The sequence below is a fragment of the Bradyrhizobium sp. SYSU BS000235 genome, assembly GCF_049747295.1.
Taxonomy (GTDB): Bacteria; Pseudomonadota; Alphaproteobacteria; order Rhizobiales; family Xanthobacteraceae; genus Afipia.
The window spans coordinates 1965751-1987124 of the sequence record NZ_JBMHJM010000001.1 but is presented as its reverse complement, the minus strand read 5'-3'; the positions used below and the strand labels follow the sequence as shown (position 1 = coordinate 1987124).

The window sequence follows — 21374 nt, the reverse complement described above, 5'->3', positions numbered from 1 at the left end:
AGGCGCCCAGATCGCCTCCTGGCGACGCCAAAAAAATTGGAAAAGCCCCAAAAAGTTTCAAGAGGTGAGGCAAAAATTTTTGCAGGAAAGAGCGGCCTGGCCAAAGACGCTTCGCCCTTGCAATAGCGGTGCTTTAAATGGTGTCGGTCTGGTGCGACGAGGATGCGACCGAAACCAGATGATCCTCTTGAACGACAAAAATCCTCTTATTATTTTCGCGACCGGGCTGGAGGCCCAAGCAACGAAGGATTTTATCGACCGTCTAAGGTGACGATGATGACCGACGATAAGTTAGCCTACATTCGCTCAACCGTTAACAACATCCGCCGCTACCGCCGATTGTTGGAGACCCAGCTGACCGACATTGAGCGGGAGTTTATCAACCGGCGGCTAACCGAAGAGAGAGCAAGGTTAAGCGAGCTTCAGGCTGAGACCTTCCCCCTTGCATTCCGCTTGTCCCGGATAGCCTCCGAAACATCGCACGCTTCGCAGCGAGGTGACCTATGACGAGCGATGTTTTCAAGTTTCTTGTCCGGGGCCACGAGAAGGTCATCGCCCATTACAGGTTCTTGCTTGCGTCACCCGCGTTGAGCCCTTCCCTGCGATCGGCGATCGAGGAGAAGCTAGAGCGTGAAGAAGCCGCTCAGCAGCGATTACTCGAGGAGGAAGGTCGATACGCTGCATAAATATTCACTTCACCGACGCAGCAGTTGAGGGATGGGCGCTGCCCGAGCGCGTAAATAGTTCGACGACTTTTTGCGATCAAGAGGATTGTATCGGTCTAGCCGCCGCCCTGCACACGGAGGGGCAGGAAACGGGCGTTTGCCATAAGTACGCTCCCCGAAAATCTTTTCACCTTACCTCTTGAAACTTTTTTTGGGCTGCCCGATTTTTCTGTCGTCGCCGAAAGGTGATCTGGGCGCCTCAATCAGGGCCCAGCCGATGAGACGGGCGCCGGCGGGTGTCCGGTGCCGGCTCGTACCCAACTTGCTCTAAGGAGGATTTGGCTATGAGGTATGATTGGAGCCCTCTATGGCGGTCGACGATCGGGTTTGACCGTCTGTTCGACGCCTTCGACGAGGTCCAACGGACCACGGAAGACAATTATCCACATTACAACATCGAGCGGCTGGACGAGAACCGCTTCCAGATCTCGGTGGCTTTGGCCGGCTTCAGTCCGGATCAGATTGCTCTGACCGCCGAGCAGAACGTGCTGACGTTAGAGGGCCGCAAGCCGGAGAAGGATAGTGAGAGAGTTTACCTCTTCCGGGGTATCTCGACCCGCCCCTTCAAACGCCAGTTCACCTTGGCGGACCATGTCGAGGTTAAGTCGGCTCGGTTCGAGGATGGCTTGCTGGTGATTGACTTGGTGCGGCAAGTGCCGGAAGCGATGAAACCTCGGCAGATTGCCATCAACGGTGCTCAACCCAGGCAGCCTGAACGCATAGAGGCTAAGGCCGCTTGATTTCCAACTGGGCTGCCACTCCCATGGTGGCTGCTCGCGCCGATTAACATGCATCGTCAAACAACAGAGGCTACCATGCGGCCGACGACCGCTTCCGCTCATCTTGAATCCAATGACAATGTCTTCAACTTCGACGCTCTCCTGCACCCAGACAAGGTTTTCCACCACCCACGCGATGTGGTGAAGAGTGCCGAACTTTCGCTTGGCGAGAAGCGCGCCATCTTGGCTTCGTGGGCGTCAGATGCCGCGGCGGTAGCTTCCTGTCCTGATCTTCGGGCTCCTTCTGGGTTGAGCGCTCCCCGCTCAATCGACGTTAACCTCGAAGCCCTTTGCGAACTAGATGGCGGACCACCTCGACCGCCGGACGGCAAAGCCCAGCGCGTCCGTTCCACATCGCGTGTTATGGAGCATAACGGAGGCCACGGTGAATCTTCCACGCCACATCGTTGACAATGTCGAACGCCGCTGGGCCGTGAAGTTAGAACGAGAAGTTTTGGAATGGCGAAAGCGAAAGAGTTCGCGGTCTTCCGAGGTAGGCATAGCCTTTAGATTGAAGCGACGAGGATCTAAGAGTGTTGTGTGCACCGGCGGGAACCACATTCCACAGATAGCAATAAAACTGGAGAAGGCCCCTCATTCAGCAATCGAAAGCCGCCACCCTCGAAGTTAGCTTTTGTTGTCTGCGCGAGGATCTGATGCTCGTTCGGCCGGTTTCTGTTGAGCTACTAATGATCACTCAGGCGATCGCCAACAGGCAGAGTCGTCCCGATCTCATCGAGGCCGTTCTTCAAGAACACAAGTTCGGCTTCGAGGACGTGTACGCTGCGACACAGAGGCTTTACGCGTTCTCCCATGCTTTAGCATGCTCGCCTATTTTAGACGTCTGGATCATGCCGCCGTCACAAGGGGAGATTTATAGCCAGATAAGTCCGGCTCTCTGGGAAGCGGTTGCGGCAGCACATCTTGAGTATTCTGAAAATGATCCATTCTCGCAGGCAACGTTCGCCATCGGAGATTTGGAGCAATTTATGAGATGCCGATGATAGTGCTCGTCGAGGATAGGCGCATCGGCCAAGCTACTTCAGGTCGAAAAATATGCCCGATTTCGTCACGGCGCTGGCTGGCCGATGAGGTCAGCCTCGGCATCTACCGTTTTGATCGCGATCATGCGGAACCGATTGCTCCTGGTGGGAATTAGCCTGCGCCACAATGGTGTGGGAGAAGCGCTTGAATACTCAGCCAATAATTTTGGTAATCGAAGACGATCCCCTATTGCAGAGCATGGTTCACGACGCGCTTTCAGAAGGCGGATTTCAGGCGGAAGTTGTCGCTTCTGGAGAAGACGCGATCAAGGTTTTGGACATAAACAAGCACCGCGCTTTAGTAACCGATATTAATTTAAAGGCTCAATTGACCGGATGGGAAGTCGCTAGACGCGCTCGCGAACTCAGTCCCGAGATCCCCGTAATATACATGACCGGTGCCGCCGCCAACGAATGGCCGTCCCTGGGCGTGCCAAACAGCGTTCTCTTGAATAAGCCGTTTGCCGCCGCCCAATTGGTGACTGCAGTAGCTCAGATGCTCAACACCGTGGACCAATCGCCGCCGCCATGAGGTCTCCGCTGTTTTTTATCCTATGTTTTTTACCGCCCCGAGGCCTGAAGAGATTGCAGCGAGACACGTCCTAAGATTTGGTAGGCGTTTGCTCCAAGGTAATGAGTGCCATTCCTATCGCAAGTCAGGCGCAAGGTTGATGGCGCGACCCATAACGCTTATCGTCGGTCGCCGCCGCTCAGCGCGTCTTACGCTGCCCCAAACCGGCGGCGAGTAAAGCACCGCCGACGTGGCAGATGGCAATCCCGACGAGGGTAACTGAAAAGGCGCGCGTCACGGTTGCCGGCACGGCATGCGCGCCCATGACGGTATAGAACAGGCCGCCGAGTACGGCGATGCCGACCGCGGCACTCACCTGCAACGTGGAATTGACAATGCCGCCGACCAGACCAGCGTGGCGCGGCTCCACGCGCTCGACAATCGCACGCATCATTGTTGGCATGGATACGCCCATGCCGAGTCCGACGACCGCCACCGCCGAGCCGAGCAAAGTCCACGGCGGGATGACGCCAGCGGCGAAATGAGAGGCGATCAACGCGATCGCGACAGCGCCGGTCGCCGAAAGAGAAAAGCCGAGCGACGTAGCCGCCCGTCCCAACCAGCGGCCGAACTGCGGACTGAAAGTCGATCCGGTCACGAAGCCGATGGAGAACGGAATGATTCCGAGCCCGGCCTCCATGGCGGTGAAGCTCAGCGCAGCCTGGAGATAGATCGAATAGATCAGGAAGAACGTCGAAATGGCGTAAAGCGTCATGATGGCGCCCAGGCCGCGCATCAGGCCGCGCTGCTGAAAGATATCAAGAGCGATGAGCGGATCGCCGCCCGCCTCGGCCAGCCGGATTTCGTAGCGCCGAAACCATTCGATGAAGATCGGCGTGGTCAGCAACATGACGATCGACCACAGCGGCCAGCCGCGCTCGCGCCCTTCGACCAGCGGCAGCACGAAAGCTGTAAGCGCCGCGCAGGACAAAACGACGCCGCCCCAGTCCAGCCGCGGACGGCGTTCACTGCGCGTCTCTCGCAGCACTCGGAGCGTGGCGATGAATGCGACAACTGCGATCGGCACGTTGATCAGGAAGATCAAACGCCAGCTCAATCCGCCGATATCGGCGGCAACGAGCGCGCCGCCCAAAAGTTGGCCGATGGCTGAGGACAAGCCGAGGGTGATGCCGTAAATGCTTAGCGCACGTCCCCGCTCGCGCGGCGGAAACAGGGCATGCACGGACGCCAGCGCTTGCGGGGCCATGACCGCGGCGGCCAGCGCCTGCAACAGCCGCGCCATGATGAGCGAGGATGGCGACCAGGCGAGGCCGCAGAATGCGGAAGTCAAGGCGAAGCCGGCAAGGCTGATCAGAAAGACGGACTTGCGCCCATAAATATCGCCAAGCCGTCCGCCGGTGATGAGAAAGACTGCATAGACCACGGAGTAGCCGGAAATGATGAGCTGCGCGTCCGCCGCCGTGGCTCGCAGCCCCGACGTGATCGACGGCATCGCGACAATGACGATGAAGAAGTCGAGTAGCGCCAGAAAAGAACCCACCAGCAGACACGCGAGCGCCCACCACCGCCTTGGATCGATATTTTCGACCTCGTTCCGCGTCGCTGATACGACGGCAGTCATCGATTTTTCGTGCTTCATTTTTCTTATCTTTGCTTTCCTTCAATCCATATCCGGAGAACAACGGCGAGCCCGCCATGAAACCTATCGCGCGGCAGACAAGACAGCCGATGCCAACGTGCGTGGATATGATTTGCTCCGGGGTGGAACGGAGTCAGACGGAATGAATTTCCTGGCCTGGGTATGAACTTTGCGCGATTTTGATACGAGCGCGCCTCGACACCAACGGCAGCCTTGTCGAAGGCAAGCCCGCGTAGCGAAACGCTGCGGTTCTTTGTCCGCGAGTAGGTGCTCTATCGCGCCCTTGAAGTGAAAGGCCAACGCAGCCTTACTTCTAATCCTTCGGTCGGACTATCTGTTGGCCATAAAGGCACGTCAGCAGTTCAACGTAGCTTGGCGGGGTCGAAGCGTCGCCCGTCGTTAACCCCATGCATATTTTCTTTTCGGACGGTGCATACTGCGTCCATTTTGCATGAAGCTCATCCTTTGCCTTTTGCTCGTCGTCCGCACATTTCTTTATCGTTGTGTCCAAATCTGCGTTGGGGTCGATTGCGGAGGCGCTGTCGAGTTTGCACGCTCGTTCGATGTCGAAATTTGGAACATGATCTGCAACGGTGACGATCAGTTGCGAGGCCAGGACTAGGGCTGAAAGTGAAATCATCATCCTCTTCTCCTCATGTTGGTGGATTTGTCTTGGTACAGTCTTGTCGGACGAGATTGCGAAATCGAGTTACTTGATCAGGCTCCCGCTGGATATGACCTCAAGGCGTAGTCGAACTGGGCCATGTCTTTCGCCAAATATCGTGGTTCAAATCTTTGAAATCTGACGGGCTGCCCAAACCTCATCCGCGCACAGCCTTCCGGTTGCGTTTGCATGGATTGAGATGGCGTTCGCTTTCCGGAAATAAACCTGTCCCCGATGACAGTGTATGGACCCAGGGCCTACAGGCCAGAAAGGAACTGGATTTAGCGGGAGCCACAGTGCACTTGACGTGTCTCGATAGGTCAGAACCGTCGTCGATATCAGCGTACCAGCGCTCGAGTTCAATAATGGCGATGACCAGCGCGTTTAGCCGTATCGCAGTGGCGCAGTTGCGAGATTGGGCCGACCACTGCCCTTTTCTCATACTCAGCTCGCAAGGCTGCGTGTCAGCCACCTTTGGCGATGGAGGTTCGGCTATGTCTAGAGACCTTCGTACACAAGCTTTGTGAAGAATTCCGGACCGATCACAAATCTCCCCCATTTATCGTCGAAGGCCGCGGTCGGCTTCGCGGCTATGACCTCTTCGAGGGATTTTCCTTGCGACTTCAGTGCAGCGACCTTATCGCGCACCGCGACCAGCATATCGCGGAATTCAATCAATTGAGCGCGGTTGCCGACCTGCCCATGACCCGGAACCAGAATTGTTTTATCCGTGGTGCGTTCGATAGCCTTGTTGGCAAAGGCGATCGCCGAATTGACGCTGCCGCCGTCTTCGTTGTCGATGAACGGATAGTTTCCGTTCCAGAACGCGTCGCCGAGGGCCATCACATCGGCCTTTTCGAAATACACCACCACGTCGCCGTCGGTATGGCCGGGGCCGAAATGCTCCACCTTTATGGTGTCGCCTGCGAAGGCGAACTCCCTCTCATTTTCCACGAGGATCGTCGGGCGCGCGCCGTCTGCAACGGGAGCGAACGTCCAATTCCAATCATCCACGTGAGTGGTCTCGGAAAGATGCTTCAGCGTGTTTATCTGCGCAATGATTGTAACGCCGGCTGCATTCATCCACTCGTTTCCGTCGGTGTGATCCCAGTGCCAATGGGTATTTACGACGTATTTCAACGGTGACGAGCCGATCTTGCTGAGAGCCGCTTGCAATTTGTCTTTTGACGGCTTGATGCCGGCGTCGACGAGGAACTTGCCCTCGCTTCCCGACAGAACCACGATATTCGCCCCGGATCCCATCAGGACATTGATGTTGCCGCGCAACGGCACGGTGACGATGTCGCCCTTGGCTCGCTCCAGATAATGCGCGCCGGCGCCGGTAGAGAAATAGTTTCCTTCTACTGGCGCAGCGGCAGTTGCGGGAACGGCATATCCGAAAGCAAGAAGAGCCGAATAGAATAGGGCGATCGATGGAATCATAGGTAGTTTTACTGGCATGATCTGGATCTCCTTTCCTAACGCAACCGGCACCAAGAGTTGGGCATATGGTCAGAGATGTTTGCGTGCTACTCCTAGACAAAATGAACTGAGCAGGGGTAGCCGACCAGCACTTACGCGCTGGGTGGGGACGATCGGGTTGAGCGCTTTATCAGACGCACGGGAATAACGTCTTAGCTAGGCCATGGCGCGTTGCGGATGCGCGCGCAAACATTCAGGGGTCTCCGGAATGTTGGATCATGACACTCAATATATTCGAGGTTGACGGTACCGAATGTTGTTGTGGGCTTTTTCAATGCGGAGCGGGTCTGAACCTCAATGAACTCATTTTTGAAGTTATGGCCGCGTGGAAAGGCGGCGAGCACTTGGTCACGCTGCTCTGCTGTATAATCATCGTATCCAGTTCCGAGGACGTCCACGAGAACCCCCGCCTGCGTAAGAGCGATTTCGGGCTGCATGTATTGCGGAATGCCTGGAGTGGTATGAAGCGCGATCGCTTGCCAGACCAGGTCCGCATTAAGATCGGGAATACCGTGGCTCCGGAGGAACTCGCGGGCGGCGTCAGCGCCATCGACTTCGAACCGTTTCGTGTCCGTGTGGTACTTATCGACAAGGCCTAAGTCATGAAATATCGACGCTAAATAGAGGAGTTCGGGGTCGAACTTAAGAGTTTGACGAACCCCCTTCATCGCGCCGAACACGTAAACGCGAATGGAGTGGTTGAACAATATTTCTGACTCATGTTCGCGCACCAACTCCGTTGCCTCTCGTGCGATTTGGCTATCGGGCAGCTTGATACCAGAGATCTGCTGTTGGCGCGCACGCGGGTTGCCCAGCGTCGTAGCTCCAGCGCCAGAGAGTCCGTCCTGATACTTCATTGCTTCCTCCTTGCGACCTTGCTTAAGTGGAATCAGGCTCGTCCGAGATATCTGCGGTTCAACAACTGGGGATCGTGCGCTTTGATTCCGATCTGCATCATGGAATTCGAGGGAGAATGCTGAATTGGTGAAATGGCGGCGGCGACGGCAGTGTCCATTCGAGCGTCGTCGCACCTGGCCCCCAAGGATTTCCTGCCGCCGTTGTTTTGCGAACGAAAGCCTGAGCCATGCAGAAAAGGAAAACGACTAAACCTACCGCGGAAATATACGAGCCGATCGATGACATCAGATTGAAGCCGGCAAACGCATCCGGATAATCAACGATGCGACGGGGCATTCCCGACAGGCCAAGCAGATGCATCGGAAAAAATGCCAAATTGACTCCGATAAAGGTCAGCCAGAAGTGGAGCTTCGCCAGCGGAACGTACCGTCGCCAACCGGTTGGAAGGTTGTGTGCGTGCGAATGGGAGGAAGCATCTTGTACGCTTGTCATTCCCGTCTTCCTTGAGCTCGAGGATATCGGGTCAGGGCTTCTGTGCCTCTGTATGGATATACGTGATCACGCTGAGCGTCTTTCTGATGTCGTTTCTTATGCCGATCTCTCAGTGAACGACAGATCGTCTCGTTCAGAAGCCGGGCGCGAGGGGAGCAACTGTGTTCACTCGCGCTCATTCCCAAGAAGCGAAAACTCAGGGTCAGGTAGGCCAGCGAGACTGCATTATGATTTTGCAGAAGTCTGCACGTTTGAAGTTCGGGTCACAGTGAGCGAGGACGTCATCATTGACTGTACCGAATGTGCTGTCGGGCCTATGCTTCATTCCATCATAGAACGCGCGAATGATGTCGTTTTTAAACGAATTTCCGCGAGGATAGGCCGTCACGACCGCGTCTCGTTGCGCCTCGCTAAATTGCGTATATGCCAGACCCATGACATCCATCTCCACGCCGGACGTCAACAGAGCCACTTCGGGCTTTTTGTGTTCGGGTATGCCTGGTGTGGTGTGCAACGAGATCGCATCCCACACCGTTTCGACCTCCGTTTCAGGAATCTGATACCCTCGCAGAAAATCGCGGGCGGCATTCGCGCTATCGACCTCGAAGCGGTTTTGCGAGCTTTGATATCTCTCGGTAAGCCCCATATCGTGAAACATCGCGCCTACATAGAGAAGCTCTGGGTCGAACTTTAGGTTAAGCCGTTTTCCTGTTAATGCGCCGAAAAGATACACGCGTGTCGAATGGTTAAACAGGAGCTCTGTTTCTGTATCGCGGACTAGTTCCCTTAATTGTCTCGCCATCTTGCTGTCTGGAATAGTCTCGCCATCAATCGCGACGGCCGCAGCATCATGAGTGGCTTCATGGAGGCTCGTAGACATCCGTGTTTCCTTTCGAGTGCATAAAGATCGAAATGTCGGCGCTTACGAAACAAGTTTGTTGCGGCGATGTCAGCACCAAGTCGGTCCAGCGTTCCAGCGTCGCGGCGTGCACTAGCAAACGTGCAGCAAACAAGAGGGCCGTCACGATCAAAGATCTCGCCGCCGGTCGTCCTGGCTACAGTGTTCGGCCGCACTCCACCCCCATACCTTGTGCGAACGCGTCCACAGTAGGAAGTGAAACAATTTCAGTCGCCGGATGAACCCGGTGCATGAAGCGCATATTTGTACGAGCGCCAGCGAGGCTTATGGCTCATTTGAACATCTATGAGAGGATCTCGCGTGATCGCACTCGTCTATTAGCCCATCGAGGAGGCCACCTGAGCCGACTGGCGTGCGCTCGGCCGCCAGCCGCCTCAGGAGGTGCGCGCTGACTAGCCAAGGGAGAAGTCAGGTGTCACGTCGATCTCAACCAATTCAAGTCCCCGCAAAATCCCCTGGCCAGCTCATTCCGACAGCATCCGTATGCGAGTGTCGAAGGACAGTATCCCGACTGTCTGGCCAATGACTCGAAAGGAGGGCAGTAACGATGCGTCTTTCCATACCTTCCGTTCATTAGGCTACCGGATACCGCCGGGACAACATTCGAACGGTGCGCATCACAAAGTGGACCGATTCGCGGGGTTCAGCAGCGCGCATTGCCGCCGCGCTTCGCCGTCAGGACCTCAGGTTTTCTCGCGTCCTACTTCGCGATCGCACGTGCAACCGCTTCAAGGTGAGCGTACGAAATATTCAATTGTGCAGAGCGCTCGGTAATCCAAAGCTCGCGGCGTGATCACCAGAGCAGGGAAGTGCATCAGAACAAGCGCCGCCGCGTTGAAACGTTGACCTGAACCGTCTAATCCGACCCGATTAAACCAACGTTGCCGCTCGTACGAGCCGCTCAGTTACGCACGCGTTATCGTTGCTCCGCCACGCGCTGGGAAAACCGTGCTGATGCAGAACATTGACCATGCAATTACAGCCAATCATCCGTAAGGTTATCTCATCGCTCTTCTGATCGACGAGTGTCCGGAAAACGTCACGCACATGCAGCGTTCTGCGCTGTGGCCCAAGCTGAATTAAGCTTCCTTTCTCGCCCGTAGGTCCTCGGTCCATACACTATCACCGGGGCCAGGTTTAATTCCGGAAAGCGAACGCTATTTTCAATTCATGCAAACGCAATTGGACAGTTTAAAGCGCGGATGACGTTTCCCTTCCGCGCACAGACTTCTGTCGCGCAGAGTTGGTGGTGCATGTCTTTCGCCGCCACGACGCGCAATTGGAAAATTTCGTGGTCTAGTCAATAAAGGAAAGCATCATGGCTCGTCTTCACACTATCACATTGTCCGAAGCTACAGGTCGCACGGCCGAATTGTTTAGTGCCGTCAAAAATGCGACCGGCAAAGTCCCAAATTCATATATTGGAATTGGCGGCAACAGCCCGGTGGCACTGGAAGCGGTCTTAAACCTGGAGACCTCGCTCAGAAAAAGCAGCTTGAGCCCTTTGGACATTGAAGTCATCAAATTGGTCGTCAGCCATGCGACTGGCTGCGACTATTGCCTGGCCGCACACACGATGATCGGAAAGAAGCTAGGCTTGAGCCGAGATGCCATCTTGGCGTTACGTCAGGCACAGCCGTCGGGCAATGCGCGCAATGATGCGTTGGCCGAGTTTACGTTACACCTGCTCACGACCAGCGGAACCGCTCCAGCCGATGTCGTGACGGCGGTCAAACAGGCCGGCGTTACTGATGCGCAAATTGTCGATACCGCGATGGCGATAACGAGCATTACTTTCACCAATCTGTTCAATCGGATCAACGACACTACGCTCGATTTCCCTCCTGCCGATTAGCGCATGGAGATTTCCGGCTTTCTGCGCCGTAACCGCTCGTCGCACAACCTGAAGGTGGTGATCCTCACTCGCGTAGCTCCAAATGCTTACTTCAAGACAGCGAGGAACCATATTCGATGATAATTCATATGCGCGCCTGCAAGGCAACGTTTTGAAACGTTTTGGGGTTGGGTCGCGTGTTATCTGCGAGAGGGCCGACGCACGGTAGGGAAGGACATCCAGATCATGCGAATAAACCTGCTTACGATTCCATCGACCGCCGTATTCCTTCGGCTCTTGCTTTTGGATAAGCGGCGACAGGTTTCCAGTTGGAAAACAACTTAGCGAACGCGTCGTGCACCGGAACTAAAGTGATCGTGCGGGTTTCGGGTCATCGATTTGGCTCCCTCGATCAGCCTCGATAGCAGAGGTTGCCTCGATTTCCATGCTGTATCTCAATCCACATAGGCGGTGTGGTGTCAGCTCTAGATTGATCCAACACAGCACCGAGCAAAGCCTGGATGGAGGCGCGGAAGCCCATAGGATTGAGAGTTCATGCCGCAACTATTCAGTACCGGCCAAGATCGCCGGCTCACTGTGACGTCGGGCGCCAGTACCTCATCATGCGGCAGGCACCACGTTGTGATTGAGCCGGAACAGGTTGGCCGGGTCGTAGGTCTTCTTGATGGAGGCCAAGCGCTTGTAGCGTTCCGGGCCGTAGATCGCCGCGGCGTCGACTGCTTCATCCGGCGCGAGGTTGTTCACGTACCGCCGGTCGCCCTGCCAGGGCTTCATCCCGTCGAGCAATTCGGCGACTGACTTCTTGAGTTGCTCCTCCTGCGATAGCGGACCGGCCGAGACGCCAAGCAAGCTGTACGGCAAGCCTCTGGTCGCCACCGCGTTGGGCACCGCCGGCTCTCGGTCCCACGCCCCGCCCAGGGCACGCAGCTCGGCGATCACCAAGGTAGTGTCGGCGTCCGGACCGATGAGTTCGATCAGCTTGTCCTGCGCCTGTGCGGGGAATTCTCGCAGCATGATACCCCGTTCGTAGTAGGGCAGCGGGTCAGTCGGCTCGCTGTGGATCGACGCGACCTCGGTGTACGGCATGTCCCGCACTGTATCCAGGACTGCCGGAGCGACCCCCCGCAGCGGCGCGATCATCCGCTCACCGTCCGCGGTCGTGCCGTTGTAAGCGATCCGCACCGCCACCAGAAACTTCCCGCGCAAAGACTCAGGCACTGCGGGCATCGCCGGCATCCGCATTACGGCGAACGAGGAGATCATGGTCTCCGGGGTGTCTGGGTGCCAGGCGGTCCAAGCTCGCAGCACGTCGGCCGTCCGCTCACCGGGGAAGGTGATGGCGCCGCCGTAGAGGCGGGACACCGGAAACAGGTCGAATTCCACCGCGGTGACCACTCCAAAGTTGCCCTTACCGCCGCGTAGCGCCCAGAACAGTTCGGGTTCGGACTCCGCGTCGACATGCCGAAGTTCGCCGTCCGCAGTCACCACGTCGAACGAGCGCACATGGTCGGCGGCGTAGCCTTGAGAGCGGCCGAGGGTCGGGCTGAGCCCACCACCCAGCGTGTAACCGATGACTCCCACCGTGGGATTCGACCCGTTCAGCGGAGCCAGCCCTGCCTTGGCTGCCTTCTCGACGACGTCGGACCAGATCGCTCCGGGGCCGACCCGGGCCGTGCGGCCGACTGCATCGATGGCCACGTGATTCATCCGGCCAGTTGCAATCACGACGGCGTCGTGGGCCTTGCTGACCATCTGGTGGCCGGTGTTCTTCACGAGAACGGGCCGCTGCTGCCTCGCCGCGAAAGCAACGGCGGCCTGGATATCGGCCGCGCTGTCCGGCACCACGATCACCGCAGGCACCAGCTCGTGATTCAGATTCCAGACGGCGCGTTCATCGTCGTATCCCGCGTCGCCGGGCAGCAGCACCGCACCGGCGACGGCAGCCACGAGGGCCGCAGCATCCTCCGGCAATACTGGCGGAAGCGACGAATTGATGAAGTCCATGACGTATTCCTATTGCTAGTGTCAAACCCGAAGCCAAGGCACCTCGGACGAGTCCGAAGAGCCTCAGTCTGTTCTCCTCAGCCGTCGTGATTCATTCGGCGGGCTGAATTAGTCTGGGAGCTTCCGAAACCAGACGCGCCTCACGTTTGGCTTCCCCTGATTTCAGCGAACTGTTGTCGCCTTCGCTGCGAACTCCCTCAGCGCGCCTGACATCGCTTCGACGACAGGCTTGGCGCAGTCACCGAGTTCGTGCCGGCTCGTGAGATAGCGGGGATCGTTGTAGGAAAGAAACGTCGTGCCGGCCTCGTCTTGCCAGACCAGCGCCTTGAGCGGCAGGTCGATGCCAATCTCTGTACCGATTGCATCAGCGGTGTTCCGCCCTTGGCCCCACCGAAAATCAAAAGATCGGTCGGCCGCAGCCGCATGCCGGCCGCAGCAGCGCCCGCAGCGTGGTCGATGTGGGCAAACGTCATGCCCTTGGCACGGACCTCGGCTTCGAACCGCTTCATGGTCTCTTCTGGTCCGAAGTTGCTACGCGTCGTGATCAATCCATCTGCAGACATGGCATGCTCTCCCAATAGCGTAAGCGCGACCACGAACAGTTGTGCAGGATCGAACTCCGGATCTGTCGCAAAGCCATGGCGGTTAGCCATCCTGAGTTTTCGCCAGGCTCTCACGATCCCGCTTGGCGTCGTCATAGGCCACCTACCGGGCGGCGTCGTGGGTCCAACGCGCCCTTTCGTTCTTTGCATCACGCACTACCGTCGCCTGAAGAATTCGGACGCTTGACTAGAGAATGCCAGTGGCAGGCATGTCGCGGTGGTGCAGAATGGTGTCGCTCGTCTACGTAAGGTCGCTGTGGCCCAGAGGTCGAGGTGCGCCGGGGGGGAAGCAGGGTGAGAGCGTGATTCGCCGTCGATCTCGCCGAGGGCGCCAAGGTGAAAGTCGCAGCGGAGATGGAACCGGGAATAATCCGTCGAATGCGTTGCGCTCACGATCGTGCGCTTCTCCAAGATTTGATTGCGCGCGCCGTTAAAGGGTCGGAATTGCCCCTGTTTAAGTCTTTCAAATGATAGCCTTGAAGGATCTCGGTGACGATGCGGAGTGCTGACCTTCTGCAGACGCCCGAGTTGAATTACGAAGAGTGGAGGGATCTATTGCGCCCGATCTATGGGCTGCACACGATAGACAATCCTAAAGCCTTTGCCGGCAGAGTACGCCCCCGAGATATTTTCGGGCTTAATGCGTCGGAGATTAGGAACAATAAATGCCGTTGCGAACGCACACAAAGGGATATTCGCCTTGACGGCCTTGATCACTGCTTTGCCGTATTTCAGGTCGCTGGACAATCAACAATCGTTCAAGATGATCAGGCGGTGGCACTGACGGTAGGAGATGTCGCATTCATAAATTGTGCTCGCCCAGTGACCTATCTTAATGATGGCCACGAACAGTGGATTACTCTGCAGTTGCCTCGCCAGTGTCTGATCCGTGGTGTTGGATTCGAGCCGCACTGCGGCCTCAGTGGCTACTCTGGAACACCCGCATCACGCCTGCTATTCCAACTTGTTCTGAACGCCTGCAACGACGAGCAACTTATGCCTACGTCGTCTAACAACTATATGCGATTGGCGGTTTTTGATCTGCTTGGAGCGCTATTAGCACCGCCAGACGCCGCACCAAGCTCCCTTCATTCGGATCGGTTGTTCAAGCGCATCTGCGACGTCGTCAAAGATCGTTTTGCCCAACCAGATTTCGGTCCGTGTGAGATTGCTGCCGAGGTTGGTATTTCACTACGCTACCTCCAAAAACTGTTCACGAACCGCGGTTGTACCTGCAGCGGCTTCATTCAATCAGTGCGCCTGGATCAAGCTGCACGTAGCATTAATCGTCGGACGTCGATGCAGTCGGGCCAACCTCTGAGCGAAATAGCCTACGCTTGCGGGTATCGCGATTACAATAATTTCGCCCGTGCGTTCCGCCAACGGTTCGGTCACGCACCCGGCGTCCATGAGCAGGGCGATGACGCCAACCTAGTGCGTGGCGTAAGGCACGAAAGGACGCGTTAGATCCACAACGTGGCCCGCTCAATGGCCAATCTGTGATGGCACGAGCCGAGCGATGGCGTCCCGACGGCATGGCACCGCCTTCTTTCGGCCAGTTGTTATTATGTCTCATTCCTGATCTCTGGAGACTTGCCGGCCACACAAGGGTTTTCGAACATGCCCAATGGAATAGTGCGTGCTCTGGGTTGATCTTGCTTCCGCCGCCGCGCCTTTCTACCTGACGATGTCTCTGCTGACTGAGTGCCTTCGCTGGTCAGAGCGGGGTCTTTGTCGTCGATTCCGGGATAAAGTACTCACCACACCCGTCGAATAAGAGCTCCTGCCGGCCCGGCAGATTTCGAACGTCAAGCCATTTTATTAGCGGAAGGAATCATCCACGTACCGCTAATGATCTCGGGGCTATTGAACGCTGACTTCGACCAGCTTGACGGCAGCACCCTGCCCAAATATCACGTCGGCGCGCGTGGATCTGATTTGCTCTATAGTAATCAGACGAATGAATTGGCTCGCTTGCGTATAAACAATGCACGCATTGGCACAAAGCGCCTCGACACAAACAGGTTGCGAAGTAGGACTAGGGCTGACAGTGAAATTATCATCGTTTTTCTCTTCCTGATGATGGTTTGTGTGTACAGCCTTGCCGCATGAAATTCCGACATCGACTTACAATGATCCGGTTCCAGGACAGACGACCTCAAGGCTGGCGGAGTTGGCTACCGCCATCATCCGCTTATGGAGGTTGAAAAGAAGCCACAGCATTCGTGGGTTCATAAGGGTAACTAGCGACCCCGAGAAAAACATCAGGCACAACGCCAGGACGATTAGCGTGACCAGCGTGATCAGCCACAAATGATGATACTCTCGCTCCAAGACGGGTGTGCCTCGTGTCAGGAAGCTCTGAGCTTTGTCGGAGCAGCCAGACAGCAACGCTACAGATACTGAAGCCAATAGCCAGAATGATCTGCGACCAAACGCGACTCGCGCCGTCCGGTTCCGTTCGGGCCACGCAATCGGCTCGTCAGATTTCAAGAAACTTGAACCACGATCTTTGGCAAAAGACATGCGAGCACCCACTCTGCGAGACAGAAAGCTATGCGCGTGAGGACTCATTCAAACCTCATCCGCGCATCGATCTGTGTAATTGCGTTTGCACTGATTGAAGTAGCGTCCCGCCTGCCGCAAATAAAGCTCGCTACGATGACAGTGTATGGACCGAGGACCTGCAGGCGACAAAAGTAACTGCATTCGCGTGGGCTAACGCAGTCGAGCGGTCTCTATAGATCAAAACTGCCGTCCGCTACTCCGGTTGCCGGGAGGGAGTACTGAGCGGCTCGTGGTAGCGACGCAGTTGGTTCGATTGGGTTGAGTCAGATTGACTTGGTCAATTGATGATTCAATGCGGCGGCGACGAGATTCAACGCTCTGATGAGATCAGATCGACTGGTGGCGGCGCCGAGCGAGATGCGAACGGCGTGCGGCGGAACTCTATCGACGGCGAATGGTTCGGAGGTAACGACCGCAAGACCTTGACCCTGAACATGCGATGCGAATTCGGTGCTGGTCCAATCACCGAGCATCGGGATCCAGATGTGATGGCCGTTGGGATGTGCGTAATAGGGGTGTCGCGCGAGCGCGCTGGCGGCCAGCTTCTGTCTTGCTGTCGCTTCGGCGCGGACGGCATCAATGATCGCATTGGCGCTGCCGTCCTGCAGCCACCGCGTGACGAGCGCGACTGTGAGGGGCATCGGCATCTGAACGCTCGCTCGCAGCGCGGTCGCCAGAAGCTCTTTGGACGCGTGATCGGGGGTCAGGACAAATGATACGCGAAAGCCGGGGGCGATACACTTTGAAAGGCTCGCCATGAAGTATGTCCGCTCCGGAATCAGTGACGCAAGCGGCACCGCCTCCGGCTCGAGTGCGCCGTAGGCATCGTCTTCCAGCAGCACTACGTCGTTTCTCCGCAATACCTCGGCCACCTCCTGGCGCCGCGAAAGCGGCATTGTCGCGGTCGTCGGGTTGTGGATCGTCGGAACCAAATACACCGCCTTGGGGGCATGTCGCCGACACGCCGCGTCGAGCGCGGCCGGAACGACGCCGTCCTCATCCATCGGGACCCCGACCAGGCGAACGCCCGCATATCCGGCCGCGGCCCTAATCCCGGGATAGGTCAGCGCCTCGGTGAGAACCACATCACCTGGCGACGTCAGCGTTCCAAGCAGATTGAAAATTGCGTTCTGAGTTCCGGGGCAGATCACGAGGCGATCACCCCGCGCGTCCGCGATGCGCGAACGGAGCCACTCTGCAGCAATGTTGCACTCGGCCTGGCATGTTCTAGGGTCCCGGTAAGTGAGAAGCGCGGAGAACCCAATCTCGCGCTGGATCGCTGCGAGTCCGCGCGTGAGCCGCCCTTCCAGGTCGCTGTCTAGCGGTTGAGGGGGAAGAATCATAGAAAGGTCGACGTCCGGCGCCTGGTACGAGCTGCGCCTCGGGAACGATAGACACTCGACGACGAACGTGCCTTGCCCGGCGCGGGTCTGCGTCAGCCCGCGGTGCCGAGCTTCCGTGTAGGCGCGTGTCACCGTGGTGAGATCGATGCCCAGCGTCTTGGCCAGTTCTCGATGCGTGGGGAGCTGTTGTCCGCGCACCAGCCTTCCGCTCTCGATGTCCGCGGCCAAGGCTGCCACAATGCGCAAATAAACCGGGCCTTCGCGATCGGTTAGCGTCGGAGTCCAGCTCATACAACGGCCTCTCGTGTTCGGACCAAGACTGAAATCCGAGGCCACCAACGTGATGGGGCTACATGTAGCTGATTGATATCCTTCGGTAGTATTTTTTCCTCCACGTTGTGGGAGCCCTCCTCATGAACTTGGTAGATGTGGTCCATCTCCTCGAAAAATTTTTTTGAGGAAATTGCACGAACACGACTTCGTTGCTGCCATCTCGATACGGGCTCGAACGGGCAACGCAGTGGTCGTTCACCGTTGTCCGACTGATCGATACAGCGGGCTGGTCGCTTTAATACGTCTGCGAAAGATACTCAACGATCTTGTCAACGTCCGCTTCGTCGATCGGTGCGCCGTACACCTTGATCATCTTCATGACTTCGGCGTGCCAGAAATCTTTCTTGAATTTGGGGCCCTGTGGCTGAGTCTTGATGTAGTCGGCTGAATGACATGCGGTGCAGTTGTTCTGGACGACTTCCAGGTTTGGCCCTGGCTTGAAAGCGGCTGTCTCTTCGGGAAGGTTGTAGGAGACAGGCTTGGCCTTCGCCAACATTGGAGCGTAAGCACTTCCTGCCAAGGCCATCGCACTCAGGAGACCAGTCATAACCAGGAGCTTCATGACCACTCTCCTCAAGCTGCCACAACACGATAGGTTTCTACGACGTTACGCAGGTAGCCCGCGGGATTCCACAATGGCTGCAAGGGCTGCGTTTGTCCGTCATTGCTGGTCGCGCGGACCTTCAACTCATGCGCGCCGGCCGGCAATTTGACTATCGACGTCCATTCGCGGAATGAGTACCGGCCGAGGTTCTCGCCGAGGCGTGACGGCGTCCAGGTTTGTCCGCCATCCGTCGAGACCGCGACCTCTTTGATGCCGCTTCCACCATCGAATGCAATGCCTCTTAACGTCGTCTCAGCACCAGCCTTCACCTTGGCGCCATCGACGAGATTGGTCAGAAAGGAGCGCACGGTGAATTTATTGATTGGGATGGTCGCCTTTGGCGCCGTTCCCGGCTCGACGCAATTGCAGTCATTGTCCGGAATTCGATAGGCGCTCTTCATCCAGAAGTTATCGAACACCGTGTCGATGACGGTGATTTCGTTGAGATGCTTGACCCAGTAGGTGCCATAGTAACCGGGCACGATCAGGCGCAGCGGATATCCGTTAAGGACCGGAAGGTCCTCTCCGTTCATGGCATAGGCCAGCATCACATCGCCGTCTCTCGCATGATCGACGTCGAGTGCCTTGGCAAAATCCGGCGTCCTGTCGCTCACCGGACCATCGAGCGCGTCGAACACGACCTGCTTAGCGCCCGCCTGCACGCCGGCCTTGTCGAGAACCGCCTTGAGAGGAACGCCCTTCCAACGTGCGTTGCCCATGGCGCCGTTGGCGAGTTGACCACCGCCGACGCGCGGATCAAAAAATCCCCGGCTATTGCCGGAGCATTGATTGACTGCCACGAGCTCAATGGCTGGCATGTTTTTGATCTCGGCCAGCGACAACTTCAGCGGCTTGTCCACTCTCCCTTGGATATCAACGGAGAAAGTATCCGGATCGATCTCCAGCGGAATATCGGCGAGATGGTAGCGCACGAAGAAAGCATCGTTCGGTGTGATCACCCCTTCATTGAACACCGAAAACGGCGTCTCCAACTGCGGCGGCCGGCTGGTCAGGCCGATCAGCGGACGCTTCTGAGGGTATTTGATCAGCGGCCGCTCGCCATTGCCGAACGGCAACGTCACGGTCTCAGCCAAAGCTAACTTTGATGAAAAGGATATAGCGGCACTGGATGCTGCAAGCATTCCGGAGCGCAGGAGGGTGCGTCTGTCGATCATGGTGGACCTCTCGTTGCCTTCGTCCAAATGAGTTTCAGATGTTGCTGATCTCAACCGGGTAGAGAATAATGTGGCTCTCGAACGGCATCGCCTTGCGGAACGTCTCGCAGGTATCTGGTGCCAGCGGCGAAATATCGGCCGAACTCATGCCGGTCGGCCACCGCGCAAGCTTTAAAGCTATGCTTCTCGAAAAAGTTGGCAACCGACCGGCACGTGTGGACGGAACCCCCTCGAACGTAGATTGCACGGTGTTCACGAGGGATCTTCCTGCGAACGTGCCGGAAGTCCTTCGTACACAAGCTTTGGGAAGAATTCCGGACCGATCACAAATCTCCCCCATTTATCGTCGAAGGCCGCAGTCGGCTTCGCGGCTATGACCTCTTCGAGGGATTTTCCTTGCGACTTCAGTGCAGCGACCTTATCGCGCACCGCGACCAGCATATCGCGGAATTCAATCAATTGAGCGCGGTTGCCGACCTGCCCATGACCCGGAACCAGAATTGTTTTATCCGTGGTGTGTTCGATAATCTTATTGGCAAAGGCGATGGCCGAATTGACGCTGCCGCCGTCTTCGTTGTCGATGAACGGATAGTTTCCGTTCCAGAACGCGTCGCCGAGGGCCATCACATCGGCCTTTTCGAAATACACCACCACATCGCCGTCGGTATGGCCGGCGCCGAAATGCTCCACCTTTATGGTGTCGCCCGCGAGGCTGAAGTCTTTCTCATTTTCTACGAGGATCGTCGGGCGCGCGCCGTCTGGAACGGGAGCGAATGTCCAATTCCAATCATCCACGTGAGTGGTTTCGGCAAGATGCTTCAGCGTATTTATCTGCGCAATGATCGAGGCGCCGGCTGCATGCATCCACTCGTTTCCGTCGGTATGATCCCAGTGCCAATGAGTGTTTACGACGTATTTCAACGGTGACGGGCCGAGGTTATTGAGAGCCTCCTGCAATTTGTCTTTTGACGGCTTGATGCCGGCGTCGACGAGGAACTTGCCCTCGCTTCCCGACAGAACCACGATATTCGCCCCGGATCCCATCAGGACATTGATGTTGCCGCGCAAAGGCACAGTGACGATGTCGCCCTTGGCGCGCTCAAGATAATGCGCGCCGGCCCCGGTATGGAAATAGTCTCCTTTTACCGGCGCGGTGGTAGTCGCGAGGGCTCCATATCCAAAAGCAAAAAGAGCTGAAGACAGGAGTACGGCGATCGATGAAACCGCAAGCCGATTTGTCGTCATAATTGGATCTCCTTTCCTCGCGCAGCCGGCACAAAGAATCGGCCAGCCATATGCGCCAGAGATGTTTTGCAATTGGGTTTGCATAGGCCGAAAATAGCGCTCGTTTTTCGGAAATAAACCTGGTGCCGATCACAGTGTATGGACCGAGGACCTACAGGCTAGAAAGGAGCAGGCGCGCGAACTGGGCCAACGTGATGTCGGGACAGGCAACCCGACGACGATCGGAGCTTGCACCGGGAAGGCGCGGATCGGCGTGAAATGACCGTCCAGCGCCGATCCGCTCGCAGGCTAAGAACACCATCGAGTGTATTAAGCTACCCGTTCAAGCTCGCGATGGGAGCAGAACCCGAAAACGTATCGCCGGCTGCGGGAGAGCGACGTGGATCTGATGAAGGTGGTGCTATTTCGTTGGAGCCTGTCGTATCGGGCGACGCTGGTGGCGCGCACTTCCTTTGGCTGAATGGAGAAGACTTTGTCTCGTTTACGAGCCTGTCCGGTGCGCTTGCCGCACA

At 56.8% G+C, this 21374-nt stretch carries 17 protein-coding genes and 3 pseudogenes; 7 read left to right on the top strand and 13 right to left on the bottom strand.

Annotated elements, in window-relative coordinates; genetic code table 11:
- Positions 1–1009 precede the first annotated feature (1009 nt).
- From ACP0KA_RS09240 to ACP0KA_RS09225, 4 genes are all read left to right on the top strand, one after another.
- Complete coding sequence (locus ACP0KA_RS09240) at positions 1010–1465, top strand: Hsp20 family protein (protein WP_424628508.1); 456 nt, start codon at positions 1010–1012, stop codon at positions 1463–1465.
- 75 nt (positions 1466–1540) lie between these two features.
- On the top strand, positions 1541–1915 hold the full coding sequence (locus tag ACP0KA_RS09235; RefSeq protein ID WP_424628507.1) for a hypothetical protein: 375 nt from the start codon (positions 1541–1543) through the stop codon (positions 1913–1915).
- Between the two features lie 278 nt (positions 1916–2193).
- The gene (locus ACP0KA_RS09230) at positions 2194–2508 is read left to right on the top strand and encodes a hypothetical protein (RefSeq protein ID WP_424628506.1); all 315 of its coding nucleotides are present in this window, start codon (positions 2194–2196) and stop codon (positions 2506–2508) included.
- Between the two features lie 166 nt (positions 2509–2674).
- Complete coding sequence (locus ACP0KA_RS09225) at positions 2675–3079, top strand: response regulator (protein ID WP_424628505.1); 405 nt, start codon at positions 2675–2677, stop codon at positions 3077–3079.
- 178 nt (positions 3080–3257) lie between these two features.
- On the opposite strand, the gene ACP0KA_RS09220 is transcribed toward ACP0KA_RS09225, so the two are convergent.
- The 6 genes and pseudogenes from ACP0KA_RS09220 to ACP0KA_RS09195 all read right to left on the bottom strand — a co-directional run bounded on the left by ACP0KA_RS09220 (position 3258) and on the right by ACP0KA_RS09195 (position 9094).
- Positions 3258–4718 carry an MFS transporter gene (locus tag ACP0KA_RS09220; protein ID WP_424628504.1) on the bottom strand — a complete coding sequence of 487 codons (1461 nt, stop codon included), beginning with the start codon at positions 4716–4718 and terminating at the stop codon, positions 3258–3260.
- Between the two features lie 313 nt (positions 4719–5031).
- Complete coding sequence (locus ACP0KA_RS09215) at positions 5032–5361, bottom strand: hypothetical protein (RefSeq protein WP_424628503.1); 330 nt, start codon at positions 5359–5361, stop codon at positions 5032–5034.
- Positions 5362–5880: 519 nt separating this feature from the next.
- Positions 5881–6843 carry an MBL fold metallo-hydrolase gene (locus ACP0KA_RS09210; RefSeq protein ID WP_424628502.1) on the bottom strand — a complete coding sequence of 321 codons (963 nt, stop codon included), beginning with the start codon at positions 6841–6843 and terminating at the stop codon, positions 5881–5883.
- A gap of 173 nt (positions 6844–7016) precedes the next feature.
- A complete protein-coding gene (locus ACP0KA_RS09205; protein ID WP_424628501.1) occupies positions 7017–7721 on the bottom strand; it encodes an HD domain-containing protein in 705 nt (234 codons plus the stop codon).
- A 97-nt stretch (positions 7722–7818) separates the two neighbouring features.
- A pseudogene (locus ACP0KA_RS09200) lies at positions 7819–8139 on the bottom strand (cbb3-type cytochrome c oxidase subunit I); the annotation flags it as partial.
- A gap of 277 nt (positions 8140–8416) precedes the next feature.
- Positions 8417–9094 carry an HD domain-containing protein gene (locus ACP0KA_RS09195; RefSeq protein WP_424628500.1) on the bottom strand — a complete coding sequence of 226 codons (678 nt, stop codon included), beginning with the start codon at positions 9092–9094 and terminating at the stop codon, positions 8417–8419.
- 954 nt (positions 9095–10048) lie between these two features.
- Here ACP0KA_RS09195 and ACP0KA_RS09190 point away from each other — a divergent pair.
- Positions 10049–10192, top strand: a pseudogene (locus ACP0KA_RS09190) (transcription termination factor Rho); the annotation flags it as partial.
- Between the two features lie 259 nt (positions 10193–10451).
- Entirely contained in the window at positions 10452–10988 is a 537-nt protein-coding gene (locus tag ACP0KA_RS09185) for a carboxymuconolactone decarboxylase family protein (protein WP_424628499.1), read from the top strand.
- A gap of 600 nt (positions 10989–11588) precedes the next feature.
- Here the strand turns inward: ACP0KA_RS09185 and ACP0KA_RS09180 are convergent.
- Together ACP0KA_RS09180 and ACP0KA_RS09175 are read right to left on the bottom strand one after the other, a co-directional pair.
- Entirely contained in the window at positions 11589–12992 is a 1404-nt protein-coding gene (locus tag ACP0KA_RS09180) for an FAD-binding oxidoreductase (RefSeq protein ID WP_424628498.1), read from the bottom strand.
- A 162-nt stretch (positions 12993–13154) separates the two neighbouring features.
- A pseudogene (locus tag ACP0KA_RS09175) lies at positions 13155–13555 on the bottom strand (DUF302 domain-containing protein).
- A gap of 534 nt (positions 13556–14089) precedes the next feature.
- Between ACP0KA_RS09175 and ACP0KA_RS09170 the strand changes: the two are divergent.
- Entirely contained in the window at positions 14090–15061 is a 972-nt protein-coding gene (locus ACP0KA_RS09170; RefSeq protein ID WP_424631533.1) for a helix-turn-helix domain-containing protein, read from the top strand.
- Positions 15062–15721: 660 nt separating this feature from the next.
- On the opposite strand, the gene ACP0KA_RS09165 is transcribed toward ACP0KA_RS09170, so the two are convergent.
- The 5 genes from ACP0KA_RS09165 to ACP0KA_RS09145 all read right to left on the bottom strand — a co-directional run bounded on the left by ACP0KA_RS09165 (position 15722) and on the right by ACP0KA_RS09145 (position 20862).
- The gene (locus ACP0KA_RS09165) at positions 15722–16120 is read right to left on the bottom strand and encodes a hypothetical protein (protein ID WP_424628497.1); all 399 of its coding nucleotides are present in this window, start codon (positions 16118–16120) and stop codon (positions 15722–15724) included.
- A gap of 305 nt (positions 16121–16425) precedes the next feature.
- The gene (locus tag ACP0KA_RS09160) at positions 16426–17796 is read right to left on the bottom strand and encodes a PLP-dependent aminotransferase family protein (protein WP_424628496.1); all 1371 of its coding nucleotides are present in this window, start codon (positions 17794–17796) and stop codon (positions 16426–16428) included.
- A 277-nt stretch (positions 17797–18073) separates the two neighbouring features.
- On the bottom strand, positions 18074–18364 hold the full coding sequence (locus tag ACP0KA_RS09155; protein WP_424631532.1) for a cytochrome c: 291 nt from the start codon (positions 18362–18364) through the stop codon (positions 18074–18076).
- A gap of 47 nt (positions 18365–18411) precedes the next feature.
- A complete protein-coding gene (locus ACP0KA_RS09150; RefSeq protein WP_424628495.1) occupies positions 18412–19617 on the bottom strand; it encodes a molybdopterin-dependent oxidoreductase in 1206 nt (401 codons plus the stop codon).
- A 252-nt stretch (positions 19618–19869) separates the two neighbouring features.
- Positions 19870–20862 carry an MBL fold metallo-hydrolase gene (locus tag ACP0KA_RS09145; RefSeq protein WP_424628494.1) on the bottom strand — a complete coding sequence of 331 codons (993 nt, stop codon included), beginning with the start codon at positions 20860–20862 and terminating at the stop codon, positions 19870–19872.
- Positions 20863–21374: the final 512 nt, after the last annotated feature.